The sequence below is a fragment of the Anaerococcus jeddahensis genome, from assembly GCF_001182725.1.
Classification (GTDB): domain Bacteria; phylum Bacillota; class Clostridia; order Tissierellales; family Peptoniphilaceae; genus Anaerococcus; species Anaerococcus jeddahensis.
This window is the reverse complement of the sequence record NZ_CWHU01000005.1, coordinates 764,436-785,394: the sequence shown is the minus strand read 5'-3', so window position 1 is coordinate 785,394 and position 20,959 is coordinate 764,436. Positions and strand designations below refer to the sequence as shown.

The following is a 20,959-nucleotide window of genomic DNA, read 5'->3' as shown; positions in this document are numbered from 1 at the left end:
TAGGTATTTTTTAGCTTTAAGCAGAGTTTTTATATTAGATATTTTTAATAGGGATATTTTCAAGAATGGGAAATTTTTGATAAAATAGGTAAATAAGAGATAAGGAGGTATTATGGATCAATTTTTTAACTTTATAGATAAAGTATTTTCAATTCAAGTATTTGGAAATATGACGCTATATCAATTATTATCAACAATTTTAAAATATGTTTTTGTTGTTATAGTTTTATACTTTATCTATTCAATTATTAGAATAATTTATTATGATGTTAGATATGCAATCAAAAAAGAACAAATATCTGATACATATTTACAATTCATAAACCAAAATCAAGAAAATAAGTTTAAAATTCAAGAATACTACTATATTGGAGAAAATAACACAATAGGAAGAGATGATAAAAATACTATTTGTATAAAAGATAAATTTTTATCAAGTTTTCATGCAAGAATTATTTTAGACCAAGGAATATATTTCTTGGAAGATTTAAATTCTTCAAATGGAACTTACTTAAATGATGAAAGAATTAATGAAGCTATTGAATTAAAAAATAAAGACATAATAAAATTTGGAGAATTAAAATTTTTATTTATAAACGGTGATGAAGATGATTAAAAATGAAAATATAAATATCATCAACCAAAAAAAATATAAAAATAACGCTTTGTTTCTTTTATTTTTATTTGAATTTTTGACTTTAAGTTTGTCGATGATTTTTAATGCAGATAATCTACAAAGTGGAGATTTTTACGCTTATATTACAATACTTGTAACAACAATGATTTCTACAATTATAGCAAATAAACTAACCAGAAGTGATAGCATCTTGCTATTAATTGTAAACATGTTGTTTTCTATAGGTGTAGCTATAATTTATAGGCTTGACCCAGCTTTGGGTAAAAAACAACTTTTATTTTATCTTGTTGGAATAATGGTATATTTTTTGACCTACTTTATCTTACAAAAATATAAAAATTGGGATGAGCATATTATTTTTTACTTTGTAATTTCTATAGTATTATTTTTGGCGACTTTGGTATTTGGATTTGCATCTGGTGGAGCAAAAAATTGGATAGTTATAGGACCATTTACCTTACAGCCTTCAGAATTTATAAAAGTTCCTTTTATATTTTTTGTTGCATGTTTTTATGCCCATTATAATAAATTTAGAAAAAAAGCTTTTGGAAAATATTATTTAAGCCTTGGAATATATGCTTTTATAATGATGTTTTTTATTCAAAAAGAATTGGGAACTGCTTTAATATTTTTTGGAACAATGATACTTACACAATTTGTATATGAAAGAGATAGAAAATTAATTCTATTAAATTTAATTTTTATAGTTTTAGGATCTATTCTTGCATATTTCCTATTCTCTCACATTAGAGTAAGAGTAGAAACCTGGCTTGATCCTTGGTCTGTTATAAATGACAGAGGTTACCAAATAACTCAATCCTTATTTGCTTTAGCAAGTGGCGGATTATTTGGGACAGGGATTGGACTTGGAAGACCTGATTTTATTCCAGTTGCAGAAAGTGATTTTATTTTCCCTGCAATTTGTGAAGAATATGGAATTTTTATGGGAATTGCGGTAGTTTTATTATTTTTAATTTTAGTTTATAGAGCAATAAAAATTGCCCTTCAACAAGAAGAGAAATTTTTTTCAATCCTTGCTTTTGGCATAGGAGGATTATTTGCTCTACAAACCCTAATTATTTTGGGAGGAGTTTTAAAACTTATACCATTAACAGGAGTTACACTTCCATTTATTTCGGCTGGTGGATCTTCAATGGTTTCAGGTTTTATATTACTAGCCTGCCTTCAATATTGTGGTCAAAAAATAGAAAATGGTGAAGAAGATGAAAAAAAAGAAAGATAAAGAAAAACCATTTATCCAAAAAATTTTAGATATGGAAAGAAAACAAAGGCTAAATGAAGAGGATGAAAAACATATTTTAAAAAAATCGACCATGAACAAGAGATTAATTTATGTTATGATGCTTTTTATTGTAATGTTTTTGCTTATAGTTTTATATTTAGTATATTTTCAATTATTTAGGGCTCAAACTCTTGCAGAAAATAATCATAATAAGAGAAATTGGGCTAATGAAAATGAAATAAAAAGAGGAAATATTTATGATAGGAATGGCAAGGTCTTAGTTTATAATGATAAAGATGAAAATGGAAATAGGATTAGAGTTTATAATAACGGAATAATTAATTCAGCCTTTACAGGTTATAACTCAGTTAAATATGGAAAAAGTGGATTAGAAAAAACCTATAATAATGAATTATTAAATATATCTGATCAGCCAACGTCAAAAATCAGGGATATGGTAGAAAAAACCGGTGTTGGAAATAACTTGAATTTAACAATTGACCAAACAATCCAAGAAATTGCATACAATAGTTTGGGTGATCATATTGGTTCGATTGTTGTAATGGATCCAAGAAATGGTGAAGTTTTGGCCATGGTTTCAAAACCATCATATGATCCAAACACTCTTGATCAAGATTGGAATACTTTAATTCAAAATAATGATGCACCTTTATTAAATAGGTCAAGTCAAGGAGCCTATAGACCTGCTTCTACTATGAAAATAGTAAGCTCGGATGTGATTTTAAGAAGTGGAATTAATACAAATTTCAATGATACTGGAACTGTAAAAATTCAAAATTATGAAATAAAAAATTATGGTGATTATTCATATGGTAATGTGAATTTGAGAACAGCCTTGATTAATTCCCTTAATACTTATTTTGCAGCAAAAGTAAATGAAATTGGAAAAAAACCATATAAAGAAGTTGCTGAAAAATATATGTTTAATAAAAATTACAAATTTGACCTTGAGAAATTAAATGCAAAAATTCCTTTTGATGAATTAAATCAAGTAGATATGGCTATGACTGGATTTGGTTATGGAAAAACTAGAGTAACTCCTCTTCACATGGCTATGATTGCTTCAACCATTGCGAATGATGGAAAAATGATGCAGCCAAAGCTTGTGAAAAATGTTGTTAACAAAGACGGGAAAGTTGTAAAAGAAAGTAAAAGCGAAGTTCTTTCAGACGTAACAAGTTCGGATATTGCAAATACAATAAGAGATTACATGGTTGACGTTGTAAATTATGGAACGGCAAATAAAGCTTATTTGCAATCAATTCAAATTGCTGGAAAATCTGGAACTGTAGATAAAAAAGGTGGAGGAGTTGATGTTTGGTTTGTTGGTTTTGCTCCAGCTTACGATCCAAAACTTGCCTTTGCAATTGTAATTGAGGACTCAGATGAAGTTGCTGGTGAAATAACAGTTCCAATCGGTGGAGAAATGATAAATAGTATTATAAATAATGTCAATTTAAACTAAAAATAAAACGGTTATTAGATTTAAAACTAATAACCGTTTTTTAATTTATAAAAGTTTATTTTTAATATTTGACCAATAATGATTTTTATTTAAAATTAATTTTTTTAATTCTTTGTTTGCAATTTTTGTAGTAATTTTAAAGTTATTTGACCTATATTCATTTCCGTCAAATAAAAATACCGTGTGATAATTATCTCTTTTGCTTACATTTATTTCTATTTCTGCGTTTTTAGGAAGGATTATAGGAGCTTTTAATGACCTATTTAAGCTTGAGAAAACAGGAGCTATAGGAGTAAGTTGAAACCCTTCTAAGGATTGGTGTAAAATTGCACCGTTTGATGATAAGTTATAGGCTGTTGATCCGTGAGGTGTTGATATGATAAGACCATCACCAGAAAAATTTTCAATAAAATTTCCATCTATAAATAGTCTAAGCCTTACTATTTGATTTCTATTACTTTTTACAACAACTTCATTAACAGCGTTAATTTGATTTTTTCCAACATTTGATTCAAGAATAGGAAGATTTTCTATGAAATATTGCCCTTCTGAGAATTTTTTTACAAAATCTTCAATATTATCAGGACTTACTTCTTGATAAAATCCTAAGTGTCCAGTATTTATTCCTATAAAGGGTATTGAGGAAAATTTTGATAATTTTACAGCATTTAAAAAAGTTCCATCTCCACCAATAACAAGATTTAAGCAAGCGTTTGGATTGTAGTTTAGAGAAACTTCATAGCCAAAATCTTTAAGTATTGCCTTGGTTTTATTATAAATATTTTTACTATACCTAGATTTATTTTTAAAAATATTAATTGTTTTATTCATTGTCACTTACCTTTCTTAAGATATAATTATTATAACATAAAAACATAATTTGAGGGAAAGATGAGAAGTATAGAATTTAAAGTAGATAAAAATGTAAAGCTAAAAAAATTTTTATTAAGCAAACACATTTCGAATAGAGCCTATAGAAAAATTATAAAAGATTCTGTTTTATTAAATGATAAAAAGATTAGAAATAATATAGATTTAAGTGTAAATGACATTTTAAAAATTATTATAGAAGATGAAAATCTAAATTATGTGCCAATCGATAAAGAAATAAAAATTTTATATGAAGATGAGGATATATTAGCTGTAGAAAAAGATGCGAATTTAACTGTGAATTCAAAGGGACAAGAAAATTTATCCAATTATATAGCAAATTATTTTAAAAATAATAATATAAAATCTCAAGTAAGACTTATAAATAGGCTTGACATGAATACGTCAGGAATTATGCTAATAGCAAAAAATCCCTTTGCTCAAGCTTATTATCAAGAACTAATAGAAAATAAGGAATTTGATAAAGAATATTTAGCACTTGTTGAAGGGGATTTAAAAATAGATGAAAATATTTTACTAAATATTAAATATGATGATAAAAATAAAAAAATGAAAGTTTCAAATGAGGGTAAAAAATCAAAAACTTATTTTAAAACTTTAAAAACCTACGATAATTTTACTTTAGTTTATTGTAAAATTTTTACAGGAAAAACTCATCAGATAAGATTATCTTCATCAAATTTAAATCATCCTATTTTAGGTGATAAACTTTATGGGTCAAATTATGATATGAATAGGTTTTTGCTTCATGCCTTTAAAGTCGAATTTAAAAGATTTAGAGATGGTAAAAAAATAACGATTTTTTCAAGACCTAGTTTCGATAAATACTTAAATTCTAAGAACTAACTTAGTCTTTAGAAATTTGCAATTATGCTTTTCATGTTATATAATAAAGATATTCCAAGGAGCAAGGTCCAAATTTAAACCTACAACATTTATAAGGGATTGCGGAGTTTTGACTTTGATGGCAAGCCTCCTTTGAGTGGAAGTCAGAGATTTCAAACAGCAAGCCCACCTTCACTTACGCGAAGGTATTAAATATAAGGGCCACCTTGGATTTTTTTATTTTTTTGTTATTTTATCCGATACATGGGTATAATTTATTAAGAATAAATATTACAATAATAAGGAGAGTTTAAAATGAGTATAGCAGATTATATTGAAAGTAAAGCGCAAAGAAAACAAAGAGAAATTAAATACGAAATTTGGAAAGTGAAAAATCATGATAGCAGAATGAGAGCTCAAGGAGCTTTAGTTGGTGCTTTAGCAGGAGTAGCCGCTGGATTGTTACTTGCTCCAAAATCTGGTAAAAATTTAAGAAAAGATATAAAAAACTCAGTTGAAAATACAGTAAACCAAGTAAAAGATACAACTAATGATTTTGTTGAAAATGCTAGAGATTCTTATGTAGATTTTAAAGATAGAGCTTACACTCAACTTCAACCAATAGAAGAAGGTTTTGAAGAAGGAAAAGAAGTTGTTAAAAAAACTGTTGATAAAACTAAAGAAAATTTAAAAGACAACGCAAAAGATGTAAAAAAAGAAGTTGAAAAACTAAAAGATGATGCTAAAGACGTTAAAGATGCTGCAAAAGATGGAGCAAAAGAAGCAGCTGAAGATGTTAAAGAAGGAAAAGATGAAGTAAAAGAAGTAGCTGAAGATACTAAAAAGAAGGCTGGAGAAGTAAAAAGAGCTGAAGATAGAAAAAATAAGTAAGGGGTAGATAATGGTTACATTAAATTTAAGATTAATAGGAGATATTATCTTAGTTGTAGTAGGCATAATCGCTATTATATTTCTTGCTCTATTTTTGAAAAAAGCTTCAGGCTTAGTTCAATCTATTCAAAAAATAGTAGATAAAAATCAAGACAATTTAGATGATATAATAACAAAATTACCAAATTTAGTTGATCAAGCAAATATTTTAGTAGAAAATGTAAACGGATTAGTTTCCGATCCTAATTTAAAGATGGCTATATCCAACGCAAATCTAGCTATTTCTAATGTAAGTGATATAACTGTAGATGTAAAAGATACAGTAAATTATTTTGGAGAAAGCGTAGTTGATACAACTGATACATTTGGAGAAGGAATTGCTTCAATAAATGATTATGCATCATTAATTATGGATGTTTTTGACATAGTTAAAAGCGTAATATCAGGTAGATAGGCCATCGGAAGATGGCCTTTATTATTGTTTAATAAGGAGATTATATGGCACAACCGACAATAAAAGATGTAGCAAAACTTGCAGGCGTTTCAATTTCAACTGTATCAAGAGTAATGAACGATTCAAAGCCTGTTAGTCCTGAAGCTAGAAAAAAAGTACTAGATGCAATAAATAAACTAGATTTCAAACCAAATGAATTAGCAAGAAGTTTGGTAATGAAAAAATCAAACCTAATAGGAGTAATAGTTGAGGATATAGGAATAGAATATATGGCTCAACTAATAAGAGGTGTTGAAGAAATCGGTCATTTATACAAATACGATATAATTCTTTCAAGTACTTATGGAGATGATAATGCTCTAGAAAATGCTATAGACTTTTTGTCAACAAAACAAGTTGAAGGAATTGTAGTAATAAGTGAAGATATATCTGCAGAAATTTTGGTAAAATTAAGAGATAATAAAATACCATTTTTATTATTAGACAAATTGCATGATTTCAAAAAAATAAATACTGTTAAAATCGATTATGAAAAAGAAGAATATGAATTAGTTAAGCATTTATTTGAACAAGGACATGAAAATATTGCTTACGTAACTTTAAAAGAACATAATTATTTAACAGATGTAAAAATTGCTGGATATCAAAAATTTATTAATGAAAATAATTTAAAATCTATGATTATAGAAGCTGATGGAAAAACTAGTGATGATGGGTATAATATAGGAGAAGAGGTTATATCTCAAGCTAAAAGTGAAAATGTAAGTGCTATAAGCTTTTATAATGATCAAACAGCAGTTGGATTTATATCATATTGTTTAGATAATAATATAAAAATTCCTGAAGATTATTCAGTCGTAGGCTTTGGTAATTTTGAAATATCCAGAGTATATAGACCAAAATTGACTACTGTTTCTATACCAAATTATGATATAGGAGCAATTGGAATAAGAGCTTTGATCAAAAGAATAAGAGGCGAAGAAGATATACTTGAAAATGATTGGGTATTAGATGCACAATTAATTGAAAGAGATAGCACAAAAAAGCATTAGTTGAATGTAACTTATTTAAATGTTAAAATAATAATATAATAATTTAGGAGGCAATTATGGCAGAAAGAAAAATTGTTGTAACTAACGAAACAGGTCTTCACGCAAGACCAGCAGCATCATTGGTTCAATTTGTAAAAAATTACCCAGGTGATGTAAAATTAGTTAAAGATGGAAAAGAAGCTAACGCAAAGAGCATATTTAATGTTATGAGTCTTGGAATTTCAAAAGGTACTGAAATTGGTATAATAGTTGAAGGTGAAGATGAAGAAGCATTTGCAGATAAATTAACTGATTTTATAGATAACTTATCAGAATAATTAATTAAGGGGTACTTTTTTGTACCCCTATATTTTTATAATTGAAAGGAAGTTTAAATATGACAGATAAACTAAAAGGAATCATAGCTTCAAGTGGAGTTGCTATAGGTAAACTTTTTCTATTTAACAAAGAAGAATTAGTTATTGATAAGATAACAATCAGTGATGAAGAAGTAGATTTACACACAAAAAAAGTAGAAGATGCAATTGAATCTTATTTTACAGACCTTGACAATAAAGAAAAATCTGAAAAAAATGAAGAAGTTTTAAATATAGTCAGGGCTCACAAGGAACTTTTACAAGATCCATATTTCTCAGATACAATCAAAGAAAAAATTAAAAATGAAAATAAAAATGCTGAACTTGCTACAAGTGAAACTGTAGAACAAATGGTTATGGTTATGTCAGCTCTTGAGGATGAATATCTAAAAGAAAGAGCAGATGATTATAAAGATATAGGTTTTCAAGTTCTTTGCAAAATAAAAAATATAATTCCAAAAGACTTATCAAAACTTGATGAAGAATGTATTGTTATTTCTAAAGAATTAACTCCTTCTGATACTTCTAATATGGATAAGGAAAAAGTTTTAGGTTTTGCTACCGATTTAGGTGGAAAAACTTCTCACGTTTCAATAATTGCACAAAATTTAGATATCCCTGCTCTTGTAGGAATGCAAGATGTTTCTATAAAAATTAATGGTGATGAACTTGCAATAATTGATGGAAACCAAGGTTTATTATTTGTTAACCCAAGTGAAGAAGAAATTAAATCATACAATGAAATTATAGAAAAAGAAAAAGAAGAAAGACAAAGACTAGATAAAGTTAAAAATCTAGAAGCTAAAACTTTGGATGGAAAAGTTTGCGAGGTTTCTGCAAATATTGGAAATATTGAAGATTTAAAAGTTGCAATCGAGCATGGTTGTGATGGAGTAGGCTTATTTAGAACAGAATTTCTTTACATGGAAAATGACCATTTTCCAACAGAAGAAGAGCAATATGAGGTTTATAAAGAAGCTACACAAATGCTTGGAGAAAAACCTTTAATAGTAAGAACTTTAGATATTGGTGGAGATAAAGGACTTGATTATTATGATTTTCCAAAAGAAGAAAATCCATTTTTGGGATATAGGGCAATAAGATTTTGTCTAGACCACCAAGATATATTCAAAGATCAATTAAGAGCTTTATTAAGAGCATCTGCATATGGAAATTTAAAAATAATGCTTCCTTTTGTAATTTCGACTGATGAAATTAAACAAACAAGAGAAATTTTAGAAGATTTGAAAAAAGATCTTGATAAAGAAGGAATTTCTTATAATAAAGATATTGATCTTGGAATTATGGTTGAAACTTCAGCTTCAATAATTATGGCAGATAAATTGATAAAATATTCTGACTTCTTTTCAATAGGAACAAACGATCTTACCCAATACACTTTAGCTTGCGATAGGGGAAATGAAAATATTTCAGATATCTATGATAACTTTAACCCAGCTGTAATTAGATCAATAAAACACGTAATAGATGAAAGTCATAAGGCTGGAAAGTGGACTGGAATGTGCGGTCAGTTTGCCTCAGATACTAAAGCAACAAAATTGTTATTAGGTCTTGGATTAGATGAATTTTCAGGATCAGCTGCAAAATTACCTAAGGTAAAAGATATAATTAGAAATTCTAATTTTAAAGATGAAGAAAAATTCGCCTTAACTATTTTAGATTTAGAAGATGTAAAAGAGGTAGAGAAGTCAATAGAAAATCAATATTAATGGATAAAAATATGAATGGTAAATCTCTTGATATTATTAAAAGAAGCAAATTTTTTGCAGATAAAATTAATCAAATATCTTTAATTGATGAAATAGCGTCCAATAAAATAAGAATAATATTAGACGATAAATCCTATGTACTAGGTTTATATGCAATTAATGAATTTGACAAATTAAAAAAAGAAGAAATTATTAATAATTATCTTAAAAATATTGAAATGCTAGATACTTTAGATTTATATGAAATTGGTATTATGCCTGATATTAACAAATCTTACAAGATATTTGAATATAGAAATGAGATTTCTTTGGGAGAATATCTTGACAGAGTAAGTAAAGATAAAAGTTATAAAATAGGACTTAAATTTGGAAAAATTTTAAAAAATATCCATGACAAAAAAATTGAAGAAGATAAAGGCTTTGATTGGTATAAGGATATAGATACAAAAGTTAATTTCTTACTTTATAGGCATGGTTTAAACAAGATCAAAGATAATGACTATATTTTAATTGATTATTTATCTTCAAATAAATATATATGTAAAAATACAGCATCAAATTCTCTTTATCAAAATATAAATGATAAGAATATTAGGATATTTGATGAAAATGAAATTGATATTAGGGGTCTTAAAGAAATAAAAATAGGTGATGGTGTAAGTGATTTTGTTAATATTAACAAAATAGCTATAAAATATCCTGATTTTTCAAAAGGAGTTTTGAACTCATATAACGATAGTGATGTGATTTCTAGAAAATTTTTTAGGCTTTTAAGTTTTTATCAAGCTTATTATATATTAGAATCTTTGGTAGATATAAGAGATAAGAAAAAATCATATTTAACAGAAGAAGAAATTGATGAAATTTTAAAAATGTATGATAATTTTTCAGAAATAATTCCTTCTTGGGCAAAATAAATTTAATAGGGGTTGTTGCAATTATGTCTTATAATTTATATTAATTTATAAGCATAGACTTCTTTTGCAATAACCTCTTTTTATTTCTAAAAAATTGTTTTTTCCTTTATTGTAGAAAATAAAAAAATATGATAAAATTTAAATAAATATTTACAAAAGGAAAAGACATTATGGTTAAAAAATTTAAAAAAACTTTTAATATAGGGTTTAATTCTATATTATTAGCGTTCGGATTATATTTTTTTCTAGTACAACATAAAATAGCACCAGGTGGAGTTACAGGAATTTCACTAATAATGGCAAATTTGTTTACTATTTTAACAGTCGGGCAATGGTCTTTGCTTTTAAATATTACTTTATTTATTCTTGCATTTTTTTTGATGGGCAAAGACTTTGGGAAAAAAACTGTATTATCAGCAACCATAATATCCTTGGCCATAATGTTTTTTGAAAAATATTTTCCAAATACTATTTTATCAAATGATATGATTATTAATATAGTATTTGGAGCAGGTATTGAATCCTACGCACTAAGTTGCATATTTTTTAATGATGCATCTTCAGGAGGAACAGATATAGTTGCAGCTATTTTCAATAAATATTTTAGAATAAGTTTAGCAAAATCTTTATTTGCTATAGATTTTTTAGTTGTAATGCTTGCTATAAAGGAATTTGGAATAGAAGTAGCTTTGTATGCAGTATTATGCGTGGTGATCCAATCGTTTGGATTTAATTATTTCATCCAAGGTTTGGGTAGAAAAATAGCTATTACTGTAATAAGTGATTTTAGCAATGAAATTAATCAAATGATTTTGGGTAAATATAAAAGAGGAGTTACCTTATATAAAGCTGAAGGTGGATATTCTCACAAAAAAAGAGATATAATACTTACGGTGGTCCCATTTAGAAAATACATATCGATAAAGGATGACATATTGAAAATTGATAAAAACGCATTTGTTTTCACTCACTCAATTTCTGAAGTTTTGGGTGAAGGATTTACCTATGGGGTTTTTGAATAATAGGAGTGATTTTTATAAAAAAATTAAAAATAAAAAGAATTAGCAAGAACAAGGCATACATTCAAACCAAGTTTGGAGATGCTGTAATAGATAAAAATGATCTGGGTGATTATAAACAAAACGATCAGATAAAAGTTTATATCTATTATGATAAAAATAATACCTTGAGAGCAAGTAGAAATTTAGAATTAGAAAATGAAAAGATTTACTCTCTTAAGTGTATAGATGTTAAGAAAAATGGCGCATATTTTATTTACCATGATAAGATAAAATTATTAATGCCAGCCAGTGAAAAATCTTACAGGATAATTAAGGATATGACATATCCAGTTGGTATAATTTTTGATGATCAAAATATGCCAATTCTTACAAGTAAGATAAGAAATTTCTTATCTACAGATCATAATTTAAAAGAAAATGATATTGTAGAAGGAAGAATTTATTCTATAAATAAGCACATTGGTGCTTTTATCGCTATAAATAACCAATATGATTCACTAATTAGAATTAATGAGTTAAAAGGAGTTCATATTGAAGGTGAACTTTTAAAACTTAGGGTTAAAGAAGTAAGAGAAGACGGAAAAATTGAATTATCTAATAGAAAAAGATCTTATCTTGAAATAGATGATGATTGTCAAAAAATATTAGATTATTTAGAAGAAAATGATGGAAAATTGAATTTAGGTGATAAGTCTTCACCTGATAAAATTTTTAAGGTTTTTGGTTTTTCAAAAGCTGCCTATAAAAGAGCAATAGGAAGACTTTATAAGGACAAACATATAAAAATATATCCTAAAAAAATAGAATTATTGGAGAGGTAAAATGACAGAAAAAAATAAAGATGTATTAGCAGAAGTAAATGGAAAAGAAATCAAACAAAGTGATGTAATTGCTTTTATTTCTCAAATGCAAGGTGGTCAACAATTTATGAATCCACAAGGTATTCATCAAATTGCAGATGAATTAGTAAACCAAGAATTAATGTATATAGATGCAAAAGAGCATAATCTTGACCAAGATAAAGAATTTAAAGATCAACTTGAAATAACAAAAGAAAATATGTTAAAAAATTATGCTATGCACTTATTATTTGATAGCATAAAAGTAAGTGATGATGAAATAAAAGAATATTATGAAAATAATAAAGAAGTTGTAAAAAAACCAAAATCTTACAGAGCAAGCCATATTTTAGTAGAAGATGAAAAAAAAGCTAATGATATTTTAGAGAAAATTCAAGATGGTTTAAGTTTTTCAGATGCTGCTGATAAATATTCTACAGATAAGGCTAGTAAAGGCGGAGATTTGGGCGAATTTCCAAAAGGAGCTATGGTAAAAGAATTTGAATATGCACTTGATAAGCTTAAAGAAGGTGAAATTTCAAAACCTGTAAAGACTCAATTTGGTTATCACATTATAAAACTTGACCATACTCACGATGAATATCTTCCAGAATTGAATGAAATTAAAGATAGAATTCATGACACTCTTCTAATGATAAAACGACAAGAAAAATATTTAGAAAAAACAAACGAAATAAAAGAGAAGGTTGAAGTCAAGAAATATTATTAAGGAATTTATATGGAAAACTCAAATTATTCCTATAAGTTAAAAACAATAGCAAAAGATTTAGGTGAATATATCAAGGTGATTGATGATAAAAAGTCGCTTATAAAATTTGTCTTGTCAAAAGCTAAGGAAAAAAGATTAACTATACTTTTAATAAATGATTGCTATTATATTAAAAATGAAAATCCAAAAGTTGTTTTACACTTAAATATAAGTGATAAAATTAATTCATCTTCTTTCATAAATGTAAAAGAAGATGAAGATTTTTCATTTGAAACAAATTTAAATCCAACTGAAATAAGTGGGATTTTAAATATTTGTTTGCTCTTAGAAGAAAGTGTAGGCGATTTTGATATTTTATTAACAAATAATTATATGAGTGACTACAATAGAGATTTTTCAATCTTAAGATCTGTACTAAGGTCTAAAAATATTATTAATTTGAATTTAAATGAATCAGATTGTATTGCAGAAAGTTTTGCATCTCACACTATAAGTACAGCAGAAATTCCAATAAAAAGAATAGAAATAAATGAAGAAGAATATTTACAAGAAAATTGTATTTATAGAATAGGCCTCGGCAATCTTATAGGCAACGATTATTCCAATGATATCAATAATTTTTTAAAAAATACTATCAAGGTGTTGATTACATTTATAAGAAAAATTAAATCAAAAGTTGATCTTGATATAATAAATGTTGAAGGAAATGGAAAAAATGAAAAAATGCCTTCATATAGTTTTGTAGATCTTGCATGTAAAAAAGATTTTGAAAATGATTTGCTAAATATTTTCAATTTATTTGTAAGCGAATATCTTTCTAAAAATTTAAGGCTTGAACCAAATTTAAAATTTGATATTAATAAAATTGATTCTTTAAAATTTTATCCTATGACTAAAGAATCTTATGAGCACATATCATCTTTCGTTGAGTTATCTTTAAATGGAACCTATTCAGTTGATAGCAATACAAAAACAACCATTGCTTCTTCGGTTTTAACCAAAGCTAGGACTTCAAGTTATAAATTAAATGCTGTTATGATTTTTAGGTCTTTATCTGAAGATAGTTTAAAACAAATGCTTGAAAAAACGAAACTTGCAGCAGATATTAATGGTGGGGAATTAAAAAATAGATTATCAATTCCTTCTTGGCAAAATAAAAATGATTTTTTAGTGAAAGTTTTCAATGATGCCTATGATCAGCTATTTAAAAGTAAGTTAAAGATAATAAAAACACAATATTCTTTAGATTGTAATGTTATTTTTTATAAATTTGATGTTAATATGATATCAATTGGGGTAAAATATAAACAAGTAGATATGAAAACATCTGCTAGTGATTTTAAAGATATATTAAAAACATTTTCTTTATTAAAAGATGTTTTGTTTAAGCTAGATAAAAATATGGAGTGAAAATGACAAAAAAATTAGAAATTCACAATCATGAAATTGAATTTGAAAAAAATGAAGGAAAAGCAATTATAGAATTGCAACTTGATGAAAATCCCAGACAATGTTATTTAATAGATATTTTTTCTGTAGATAATGATGATTATATAGCATTGGTTGACAGTGAAAATAGCGAATTAATAATTTTATTGTATGAGCTTGTTGATGATGAAACTGGTGAAATAAAATTAAATGCATTAGAAGATGAAGATAAACTTGATGAAATTTATCATTTATTTTCACATTATTGGGATTACGATACAATTGATGAAATTGTAAGTGAATATGAAAGTGATTTAGAAGATAGTGATTTAGATGAATAGGGACTTACCTTATTTTCCTATATCAAAATATTATAAATCCAAATATGGAGAAAAGGTATATAAACTACCTATAAAATTATCTTTAACTTGTCCCAACAGAGATGGAGAAAAAAGTACAGAAGGTTGTATATTTTGCTCTGAAAGCGGAGGAAGTTTTGAGAATCTGCCTTCATTTATGACTGTTGATAAACAATTGGAAATTAATAAAGAATATATAGGTAGTAGATATAAAGCAAAAAAGTTCATAGCCTACTTTCAAAACTTTTCAAATACCTACATGGAATTTGATAAATTTAAAAATGTTATTAATGCTTGCAATAAAGATTATATTGTAGCTATATCAATTTCTACAAGAAGTGATTGTATAACTTATAAAAAATTAAATTTTTTAAAGGAATTTTCAAATCACACTGGAATAGATATAGTTATAGAATTAGGTTTGCAAACAGCAAATTATAAATCCTTAAAAATCTTAAATAGATGTGAGGATTTGGCTGATTTTATTAAAGCTTGTAACATGATTAATGAGTATGGATTTAGAATATGTACTCACGTTATTTTATCTCTACCGTGGGATGATGACGAAGATATTATTGAAACTTCTAGAATTATTAATGTACTTGGAATTAAAGAGGTGAAAATTCATTCTTTATTCGTAATAAAAAATACAAAACTTGAAAAAATGTACGAAAATAATGAATTTATTATGCCATCAAAAAAGGATTATCAAAATAATGTAATCTTATTTTTAAGAAACATTAATAAGGATATTGCTATTCAAAGACTTGTAGGAAGAGCTCCAAAAGAGGATACCGTTTTTTGCAACTGGAATTCGTCTTGGTGGATTATTAGGGATGAAATTGTAGAGTATATGAACAAAAATAATATTTTTCAGGGCGATTTAACTTGCCAGAAAGAATATAAAAAATTAAAGGGAGAGATGAAATGATTTATTTAGTATTAGGACCTTCAGGAAGTGGAAAAACAAAATGGCTAATTGACCAAGCTAACGACGAAAAAGGAAAAGGAAACTCAAATATTGTATTTGTAGACAGTGATAATGATCAAATTTATTCATTAGATCACTCTGTAAGATTAATAGATGCCTCAAACTTTTTCATTGATTCTGTAGAATCTTTTAGAGGTTTTATTGCTGGAATATTAGCAAGAGATTATGATATTGGAAAAATATATATTGATGGTATCTATGATATAGTTGATATAAATAGTGAAAATATTGAGAAACTTTCAGATGACTTAACTAAACTTTCAAAAGAATGCAATGTGGACATCTACCTTGGCCTAGATTGTAAGTCAAGTGATATACCTGAATCTCTTGATGCAGAAATTCACGAAACAAAATTATTAGATTAAATTTAAGCCGTCTCCTCGAGACGGTTTTTTGATATTATGTTAGATGAAGAAAAAAAATTAGAAACTTTCAATAAATGGAGAAAGGAAAGTATAGATTTATTAACTGAGAAAAAAATCGGAAAAAATGAATTTTTAGAAATTAATTATGAATATTTGGTCAAATTAGATTTAAAACCATTTTCAAATATATCCACAATTTTGCAAGCTGTTTATAATTACCAGTACTACAATATTATGGCTAAAAGGTCTAATCAAATGGCTTTAAATTTAATTTCTAAAAAGAAGAAAAAATATCAACAAGAAATAAATAATAGGGAAAATTATTATTATTTAAAAGATATAGCAACTGAAAAATTATTAGATTTAATTGAATACAAGGATATAGAAGCCTATTATATAAAATTAAAATCTAAAAGACTTACAGGAGAGATTTTTGAAATATATCTTAAAGATTATGATAAGTTGATATTACATTCTAAAAATAAAAATCTATTAAAAAAACTACAAGAAAAAAAATGTTTTTTAGATGAGGCCAAAACTTCTATGATTGATTCTTACGTAAATAAATCTTATTAATATGATAGAAGTTAGAATAAATGAAAATGACTCAAATCAAAGATTTGATAGATTTTTAAGAAAATATTTAAAAAATGCATCCTTATCAATTATTCAAAAAAATATAAGAAAGAAAAACTTTAAAATAAACGATAAAAGAGCAAAAAAAGATGATTTTGTAAAATATGGCGATATTATCAGAATGTATATAACAGATGAAGATTATCAAAAGTGGGTTAGAAAGGATAATTTTGAAGCAAGTGATTTTGATCTTGATATAATTTATGAAGATGAGAATATCCTTATTATTGATAAAAAATCTGGAGTTTTATCCCATGCTGCAAATGCAAGTGATTATGGAAAAAATTTGGTTGACCAAATGACTTCATATTTGTATAAAACAAATAAAGTTAATAGCAGAGACCTAACATTTAGACCAAGCATTGTAAATAGGCTTGATAGAAACACAGCAGGCCTTATAATTGGAGCGAAAAATTCAAAAACTTTAAGAAGTTTAAATGAAGCCATTCGTAATGGTAAAATAAACAAATATTACCTAACCATAGTTGAAGGTGAATTAAAAAAAGATTTTGCTATTGATACAAATATAAGTAAATTTGAAAATAAAAATATGGTAAAAGATAATAAAGAGGGAAAAAGGATAATAACAAAATTCCATCCTCTTGAGAGTAAAAACAATTTTACCCTACTAGAATGTGAGCTTATTACAGGAAAAACTCACCAAATTAGATATTCCTTAAATAAAAATTCAACACCAATTATAGGTGATAGAAAATATAGCAAATCAAAAATAAATTATAAAAAGATAAATCTTAATAACCAAGCCTTACTTGCTTACAAGTTAGTATTCGGTAAAATAGAAAATTTAGAATATTTAGAAAACAAAATCTTTATCTCAAGGCAAGTTGATAAAATTAATAAGCTAAAAGAGGAAGTTTTTAATGCAAGTTTTAATTAATGATGAAATTATAAAAACAGATAAAAAAATTTTATATGAAATTATTCAAGAAATATATCCAACAAATTATAAAAATTATATTCTTGCAAATGTAAATGAAAAGATAGAAGATTTAAATTATGAGATTTTTCCTAATGATAAGATTTATTTAATAGATAAATTTAGTCATATAGCAAATCTTACTTATGAATCAAGTATAGCCCTAGTGTGCATATTGGCAATTAAAAAAATTTATAATAATATTAAAGTAAAAGTAGAATACTCTGTAAATAATTGCCTATATTTGTCTATTAATAACTTTAAAATTTTACACAATGACATATCAAAAATCAAAAATGAAATGGATAGTATAATAAAAGAGGATATTTCTTTTTCTAGAAAATCTTATTCAAAAGATGAGGCTTTAAAAATTTTCAAAGACAATAATCAATTGGATAAAGTTGATTTACTAAATAGTATAGATTGCCAAAATATTGGTATTTATGAAATTGATGGTAGGTTTTTTTCTTTTACTAATTTTTTATGTCCAAAATCTTCTTGGATTGAAGATTTTGAGTTGATTTATTATTATCCTGGTCTTTTAATTAACTACAAAAAAAATTATAATTCAAAACTATTAAATTTTAAGGAACAGATAAATATACCAAAAATTTATGAAAGATCAAAAAGATGGACAAATTTATTGGGAATAAATTATGCCAGTGATTTAAATAATCTGGTAAAAAATAATAAAATTGAAAGTTTGATTAATATAAACGAAACATATTATAATAATCAATTAAGTAAGTGTGCTAAGGATATCATAGATAACAATATGAATATAGTAATGCTTGCTGGTCCTTCATCTTCTGGGAAAACTACTACTGCAAAAAAACTTGCTATTCAACTTGCAGTTTTAGGAAAGGATGCCTTTGTAATTTCAACTGATGACTATTTTGTAGATAGGAGTAAAACACCCCTTGATAAAAATGGAAATAAAGATTATGAAAGCATAGATGCCATAGATTTATATTCTTTGAATGAAGATTTATTAAATCTTTTAGAGGGAAAAGAAGTGATTTTACCTTCATTTAATTTTATAAAAGGAATCAGAACCTTATCGAATAAAAAGATAATAATGAGTGAAAATACAGTTTTGATTATAGAGGGTATTCATGCTCTAAATCCAAAACTTACGGATTATATTCCAGAAAAAAATAAGTATAAGATTTACGTTTCAGTTTTAACTGGTATAAATATTGATTCTACAAATAGGATTTCATCAACTGAAACTAGACTAATTAGAAGAATAGTTAGGGATAACAAATACAGAGGTTATAAAACTTTAGATACATTAAAATCTTGGGACAATGTAAAGCTAGGTGAAGAAAAATATATTTTTCCATATCAAAACAGAGCAGACTTTTATGTAGATTCATCTTTAATATACGAATATAATGCCCTAAAAAAATATGCACTAGAATGTTTAAAACAAGTTTCAAAATATTCAAAATATTATTATATGGTTGATAGGTTACAAAATATTTTATCATATTTTGTGCATATGGAAGATACAAAAATTATAGATGATCATTCAATACTTAGAGAATTTATAGGAGAGGATAATGACTAAAACAATAGGACTAGATATAGGCGGAACAAAAATACAAGGTGCTGTAATTGATGAAAAAGGTGAGATTTTAAAAACTTATAGGCTTGAAACTTGTGCTAGGGAAGGAAAAGATAAGGTATTAGAAAATATTTCTAAGATCATTGATTTTTTAAAAACTGACGAAATTGAAGCTATTGGTGTTGGAACTCCTGGTTTTATTGATTCAGAAAACGGAGTTGTAACTTTTGCAGGTAACATTGACGGTTGGACTGGACTTAATTTAAAAAAAGAAATTGAAAAAATTTCTAATCTTCCAGTTTTTATTGAAAATGATGCAAATATTGCATTGATTTGTGAAAAATGGCTTGGTGCAGGCCAAGGCTTTAAAGACATAGTTATGATTACTATTGGGACAGGACTTGGAGGAGCTGTTTATAATGAAAAAATGGGATTACTATCAGGAAGCCACTTCCAAGGAGCTGAATTAGGTCACCTTATCCTCCATCCCAATGGTGAATATTGCACTTGTGGACAAAGTGGTTGTGCAGAAAGTTATTGCTCTGGAACAGCACTTGTAAGACATTACGAGGAATTGACAAGAAATAGATTAAGTGGAGCAGAAATATTTAAAATATCTGATAAGGATGAGAATGCTAAAAAAGTAATAGAAAGATTTACAAGTGATTTAGCATGGTTTTTGACAAGTTTAAGAAATGTTTTTGATCCAGAGCTTATAATAATAGGTGGAGGAGTTATAAATTCTAAGGATTATTGGTGGGATGAGGTTATTGAAAATTTTAATTCTTATTGCCACTTATCTGAAGAAATAGAAATAAAATCAGCCAAATTTTTAAATGACGCTGGAGTAATTGGCGCTGGTAGAATTGCAATGGAAAGGCTTGAAAATGAGTGATAAAATCTTAATTTGTGATGACGAAGAGCACATCAGACAATTTATGAAAATAAATCTAGAATATGCTGGATTTGATATTGTTGAAGCAGGTACTGGTGAAGAAGCATTAAAAATAGCTGATGAAGAAGAACCTTCAGTTTTTATTTTAGATATAATGCTTCCAGGAATAAGTGGATATGAAGTATGCGATAGCATAAGAAAAAACTATCCTAAAGTTGGAATAATTATGGTTTCAGCTAAAAGTCAAGATATTGATAAAATATTGGGACTTGAAAGAGGCTGTGATGATTATATTATTAAACCTTTTAATCCTCAAGAGCTTATTTTAAGAGTAAAATCCTTGATGAGAAGAGTTAATTATAGCGATGAGGAAAAGGAAGAGAAAAATGATAATGTTCTTGAAGATGGTGCCTTTAAATTAGACCTTTATTCAAGAAATTTCTATAAAAATAATGTGGAGATTGACGTTACTCCAACAGAATTTACTATCTTAAAAAACTTTATTTTAAATAAGGGAAAGGCTATGAGTAGGATGGAAATAATGAAAGATACTTGGGGTGATAATTATAGTACAGACACAAAAATTGTAGATGTAAATATAAGAAGAATAAGGGCAAAAATAGAAGAAAATCCAGCTAAACCTGAGTATATTGAAACAGTTTGGGGAACAGGCTACAGATGGAGATAAAAAAGAAAAAAAAATCA

General features: G+C 26.5%; 23 protein-coding genes and 1 other RNA gene. 23 read left to right on the top strand and 1 reads right to left on the bottom strand.

Annotation, left to right across the window (positions count from 1 at the left end; translation table 11 throughout):
- The first annotated feature begins 112 nt into the window (after positions 1 to 112).
- From BN2087_RS06845 to BN2087_RS06835, 3 genes are read left to right on the top strand one after another with little or no spacing between them, the layout of a single operon-like run.
- Positions 113 to 616 (top strand): FHA domain-containing protein, encoded by a 504-nt coding sequence (locus tag BN2087_RS06845; RefSeq protein WP_049691083.1) that lies wholly within the window; start codon positions 113 to 115, stop codon positions 614 to 616.
- Positions 603 to 1,880, top strand: coding sequence for an FtsW/RodA/SpoVE family cell cycle protein (locus BN2087_RS06840; RefSeq protein ID WP_049691082.1), 1,278 nt, complete (start codon positions 603 to 605; stop codon positions 1,878 to 1,880). The genes BN2087_RS06845 and BN2087_RS06840 overlap by 14 nt, the downstream gene beginning before the upstream one ends.
- On the top strand, positions 1,861 to 3,366 hold the full coding sequence (locus BN2087_RS06835) for a peptidoglycan D,D-transpeptidase FtsI family protein (RefSeq protein WP_049691081.1): 1,506 nt from the start codon (positions 1,861 to 1,863) through the stop codon (positions 3,364 to 3,366). The genes BN2087_RS06840 and BN2087_RS06835 overlap by 20 nt, the downstream gene beginning before the upstream one ends.
- A gap of 45 nt (positions 3,367 to 3,411) precedes the next feature.
- Here the strand turns inward: BN2087_RS06835 and BN2087_RS06830 are convergent, their stop codons facing one another.
- The gene (locus BN2087_RS06830; RefSeq protein WP_049691080.1) at positions 3,412 to 4,197 is read right to left on the bottom strand and encodes an NAD(+)/NADH kinase; all 786 of its coding nucleotides are present in this window, start codon (positions 4,195 to 4,197) and stop codon (positions 3,412 to 3,414) included.
- Positions 4,198 to 4,257: 60 nt separating this feature from the next.
- Here BN2087_RS06830 and BN2087_RS06825 point away from each other — a divergent pair, with 60 nt between their 5' ends.
- The 20 genes from BN2087_RS06825 to BN2087_RS06735 all read left to right on the top strand — a co-directional run bounded on the left by BN2087_RS06825 (position 4,258) and on the right by BN2087_RS06735 (position 20,942).
- The gene (locus tag BN2087_RS06825; protein WP_049691079.1) at positions 4,258 to 5,103 is read left to right on the top strand and encodes an RluA family pseudouridine synthase; all 846 of its coding nucleotides are present in this window, start codon (positions 4,258 to 4,260) and stop codon (positions 5,101 to 5,103) included.
- A 48-nt stretch (positions 5,104 to 5,151) separates the two neighbouring features.
- Positions 5,152 to 5,320, top strand: a non-coding RNA gene (gene ssrS / locus BN2087_RS09135) — 6S RNA.
- A 77-nt stretch (positions 5,321 to 5,397) separates the two neighbouring features.
- Positions 5,398 to 5,973: a YtxH domain-containing protein gene (locus BN2087_RS06820; protein ID WP_049691078.1), complete on the top strand. Its 576-nt coding sequence runs from the start codon at positions 5,398 to 5,400 to the stop codon at positions 5,971 to 5,973.
- A 10-nt stretch (positions 5,974 to 5,983) separates the two neighbouring features.
- Positions 5,984 to 6,427 carry a hypothetical protein gene (locus BN2087_RS06815; RefSeq protein ID WP_049691077.1) on the top strand — a complete coding sequence of 148 codons (444 nt, stop codon included), beginning with the start codon at positions 5,984 to 5,986 and terminating at the stop codon, positions 6,425 to 6,427.
- Between the two features lie 44 nt (positions 6,428 to 6,471).
- Positions 6,472 to 7,479 carry a LacI family DNA-binding transcriptional regulator gene (locus tag BN2087_RS06810; RefSeq protein ID WP_049691076.1) on the top strand — a complete coding sequence of 336 codons (1,008 nt, stop codon included), beginning with the start codon at positions 6,472 to 6,474 and terminating at the stop codon, positions 7,477 to 7,479.
- A 56-nt stretch (positions 7,480 to 7,535) separates the two neighbouring features.
- The gene (locus BN2087_RS06805; protein WP_004838740.1) at positions 7,536 to 7,796 is read left to right on the top strand and encodes an HPr family phosphocarrier protein; all 261 of its coding nucleotides are present in this window, start codon (positions 7,536 to 7,538) and stop codon (positions 7,794 to 7,796) included.
- Between the two features lie 59 nt (positions 7,797 to 7,855).
- Positions 7,856 to 9,565, top strand: a complete 1,710-nt coding sequence (gene ptsP, locus BN2087_RS06800; RefSeq protein ID WP_049691075.1) for a phosphoenolpyruvate--protein phosphotransferase — start codon at positions 7,856 to 7,858, stop codon at positions 9,563 to 9,565.
- Positions 9,565 to 10,482 carry a kanamycin kinase gene (locus BN2087_RS06795; protein ID WP_049691074.1) on the top strand — a complete coding sequence of 306 codons (918 nt, stop codon included), beginning with the start codon at positions 9,565 to 9,567 and terminating at the stop codon, positions 10,480 to 10,482. Before ptsP ends, BN2087_RS06795 begins: the two co-directional genes overlap by 1 nt.
- A gap of 170 nt (positions 10,483 to 10,652) precedes the next feature.
- Positions 10,653 to 11,504 (top strand): YitT family protein, encoded by an 852-nt coding sequence (locus BN2087_RS06790; RefSeq protein WP_049691073.1) that lies wholly within the window; start codon positions 10,653 to 10,655, stop codon positions 11,502 to 11,504.
- A gap of 5 nt (positions 11,505 to 11,509) precedes the next feature.
- Positions 11,510 to 12,325: a S1-like domain-containing RNA-binding protein gene (locus BN2087_RS06785; protein ID WP_245190866.1), complete on the top strand. Its 816-nt coding sequence runs from the start codon at positions 11,510 to 11,512 to the stop codon at positions 12,323 to 12,325.
- A gap of 1 nt (position 12,326) precedes the next feature.
- Positions 12,327 to 13,073: a peptidylprolyl isomerase gene (locus BN2087_RS06780; RefSeq protein ID WP_049691072.1), complete on the top strand. Its 747-nt coding sequence runs from the start codon at positions 12,327 to 12,329 to the stop codon at positions 13,071 to 13,073.
- A 9-nt stretch (positions 13,074 to 13,082) separates the two neighbouring features.
- Positions 13,083 to 14,483 carry a zinc-binding metallopeptidase family protein gene (locus BN2087_RS06775; RefSeq protein ID WP_049691071.1) on the top strand — a complete coding sequence of 467 codons (1,401 nt, stop codon included), beginning with the start codon at positions 13,083 to 13,085 and terminating at the stop codon, positions 14,481 to 14,483.
- 2 nt (positions 14,484 to 14,485) lie between these two features.
- Positions 14,486 to 14,842 carry a DUF1292 domain-containing protein gene (locus tag BN2087_RS06770; RefSeq protein ID WP_049691070.1) on the top strand — a complete coding sequence of 119 codons (357 nt, stop codon included), beginning with the start codon at positions 14,486 to 14,488 and terminating at the stop codon, positions 14,840 to 14,842.
- Positions 14,835 to 15,791 carry a tRNA modification radical SAM protein MnmL/YtqA gene (gene mnmL / locus BN2087_RS06765; RefSeq protein WP_049691069.1) on the top strand — a complete coding sequence of 319 codons (957 nt, stop codon included), beginning with the start codon at positions 14,835 to 14,837 and terminating at the stop codon, positions 15,789 to 15,791. The genes BN2087_RS06770 and mnmL overlap by 8 nt, the downstream gene beginning before the upstream one ends.
- A complete protein-coding gene (locus BN2087_RS06760; protein WP_049691068.1) occupies positions 15,788 to 16,216 on the top strand; it encodes an ATP-binding protein in 429 nt (142 codons plus the stop codon). The genes mnmL and BN2087_RS06760 overlap by 4 nt, the downstream gene beginning before the upstream one ends.
- A gap of 36 nt (positions 16,217 to 16,252) precedes the next feature.
- Positions 16,253 to 16,792 (top strand): DUF6648 family protein, encoded by a 540-nt coding sequence (locus BN2087_RS06755; RefSeq protein WP_049691067.1) that lies wholly within the window; start codon positions 16,253 to 16,255, stop codon positions 16,790 to 16,792.
- Between the two features lies 1 nt (position 16,793).
- Positions 16,794 to 17,750 (top strand): RluA family pseudouridine synthase, encoded by a 957-nt coding sequence (locus BN2087_RS06750; RefSeq protein WP_049691066.1) that lies wholly within the window; start codon positions 16,794 to 16,796, stop codon positions 17,748 to 17,750.
- Entirely contained in the window at positions 17,734 to 19,362 is a 1,629-nt protein-coding gene (locus BN2087_RS06745) for a nucleoside kinase (RefSeq protein ID WP_049691065.1), read from the top strand. The genes BN2087_RS06750 and BN2087_RS06745 overlap by 17 nt, the downstream gene beginning before the upstream one ends.
- Positions 19,355 to 20,254, top strand: coding sequence for an ROK family protein (locus BN2087_RS06740; protein ID WP_049691064.1), 900 nt, complete (start codon positions 19,355 to 19,357; stop codon positions 20,252 to 20,254). Before BN2087_RS06745 ends, BN2087_RS06740 begins: the two co-directional genes overlap by 8 nt.
- Complete coding sequence (locus tag BN2087_RS06735; protein WP_049691063.1) at positions 20,247 to 20,942, top strand: response regulator transcription factor; 696 nt, start codon at positions 20,247 to 20,249, stop codon at positions 20,940 to 20,942. The genes BN2087_RS06740 and BN2087_RS06735 overlap by 8 nt, the downstream gene beginning before the upstream one ends.
- The last annotated feature ends 17 nt before the right edge of the window (positions 20,943 to 20,959 follow it).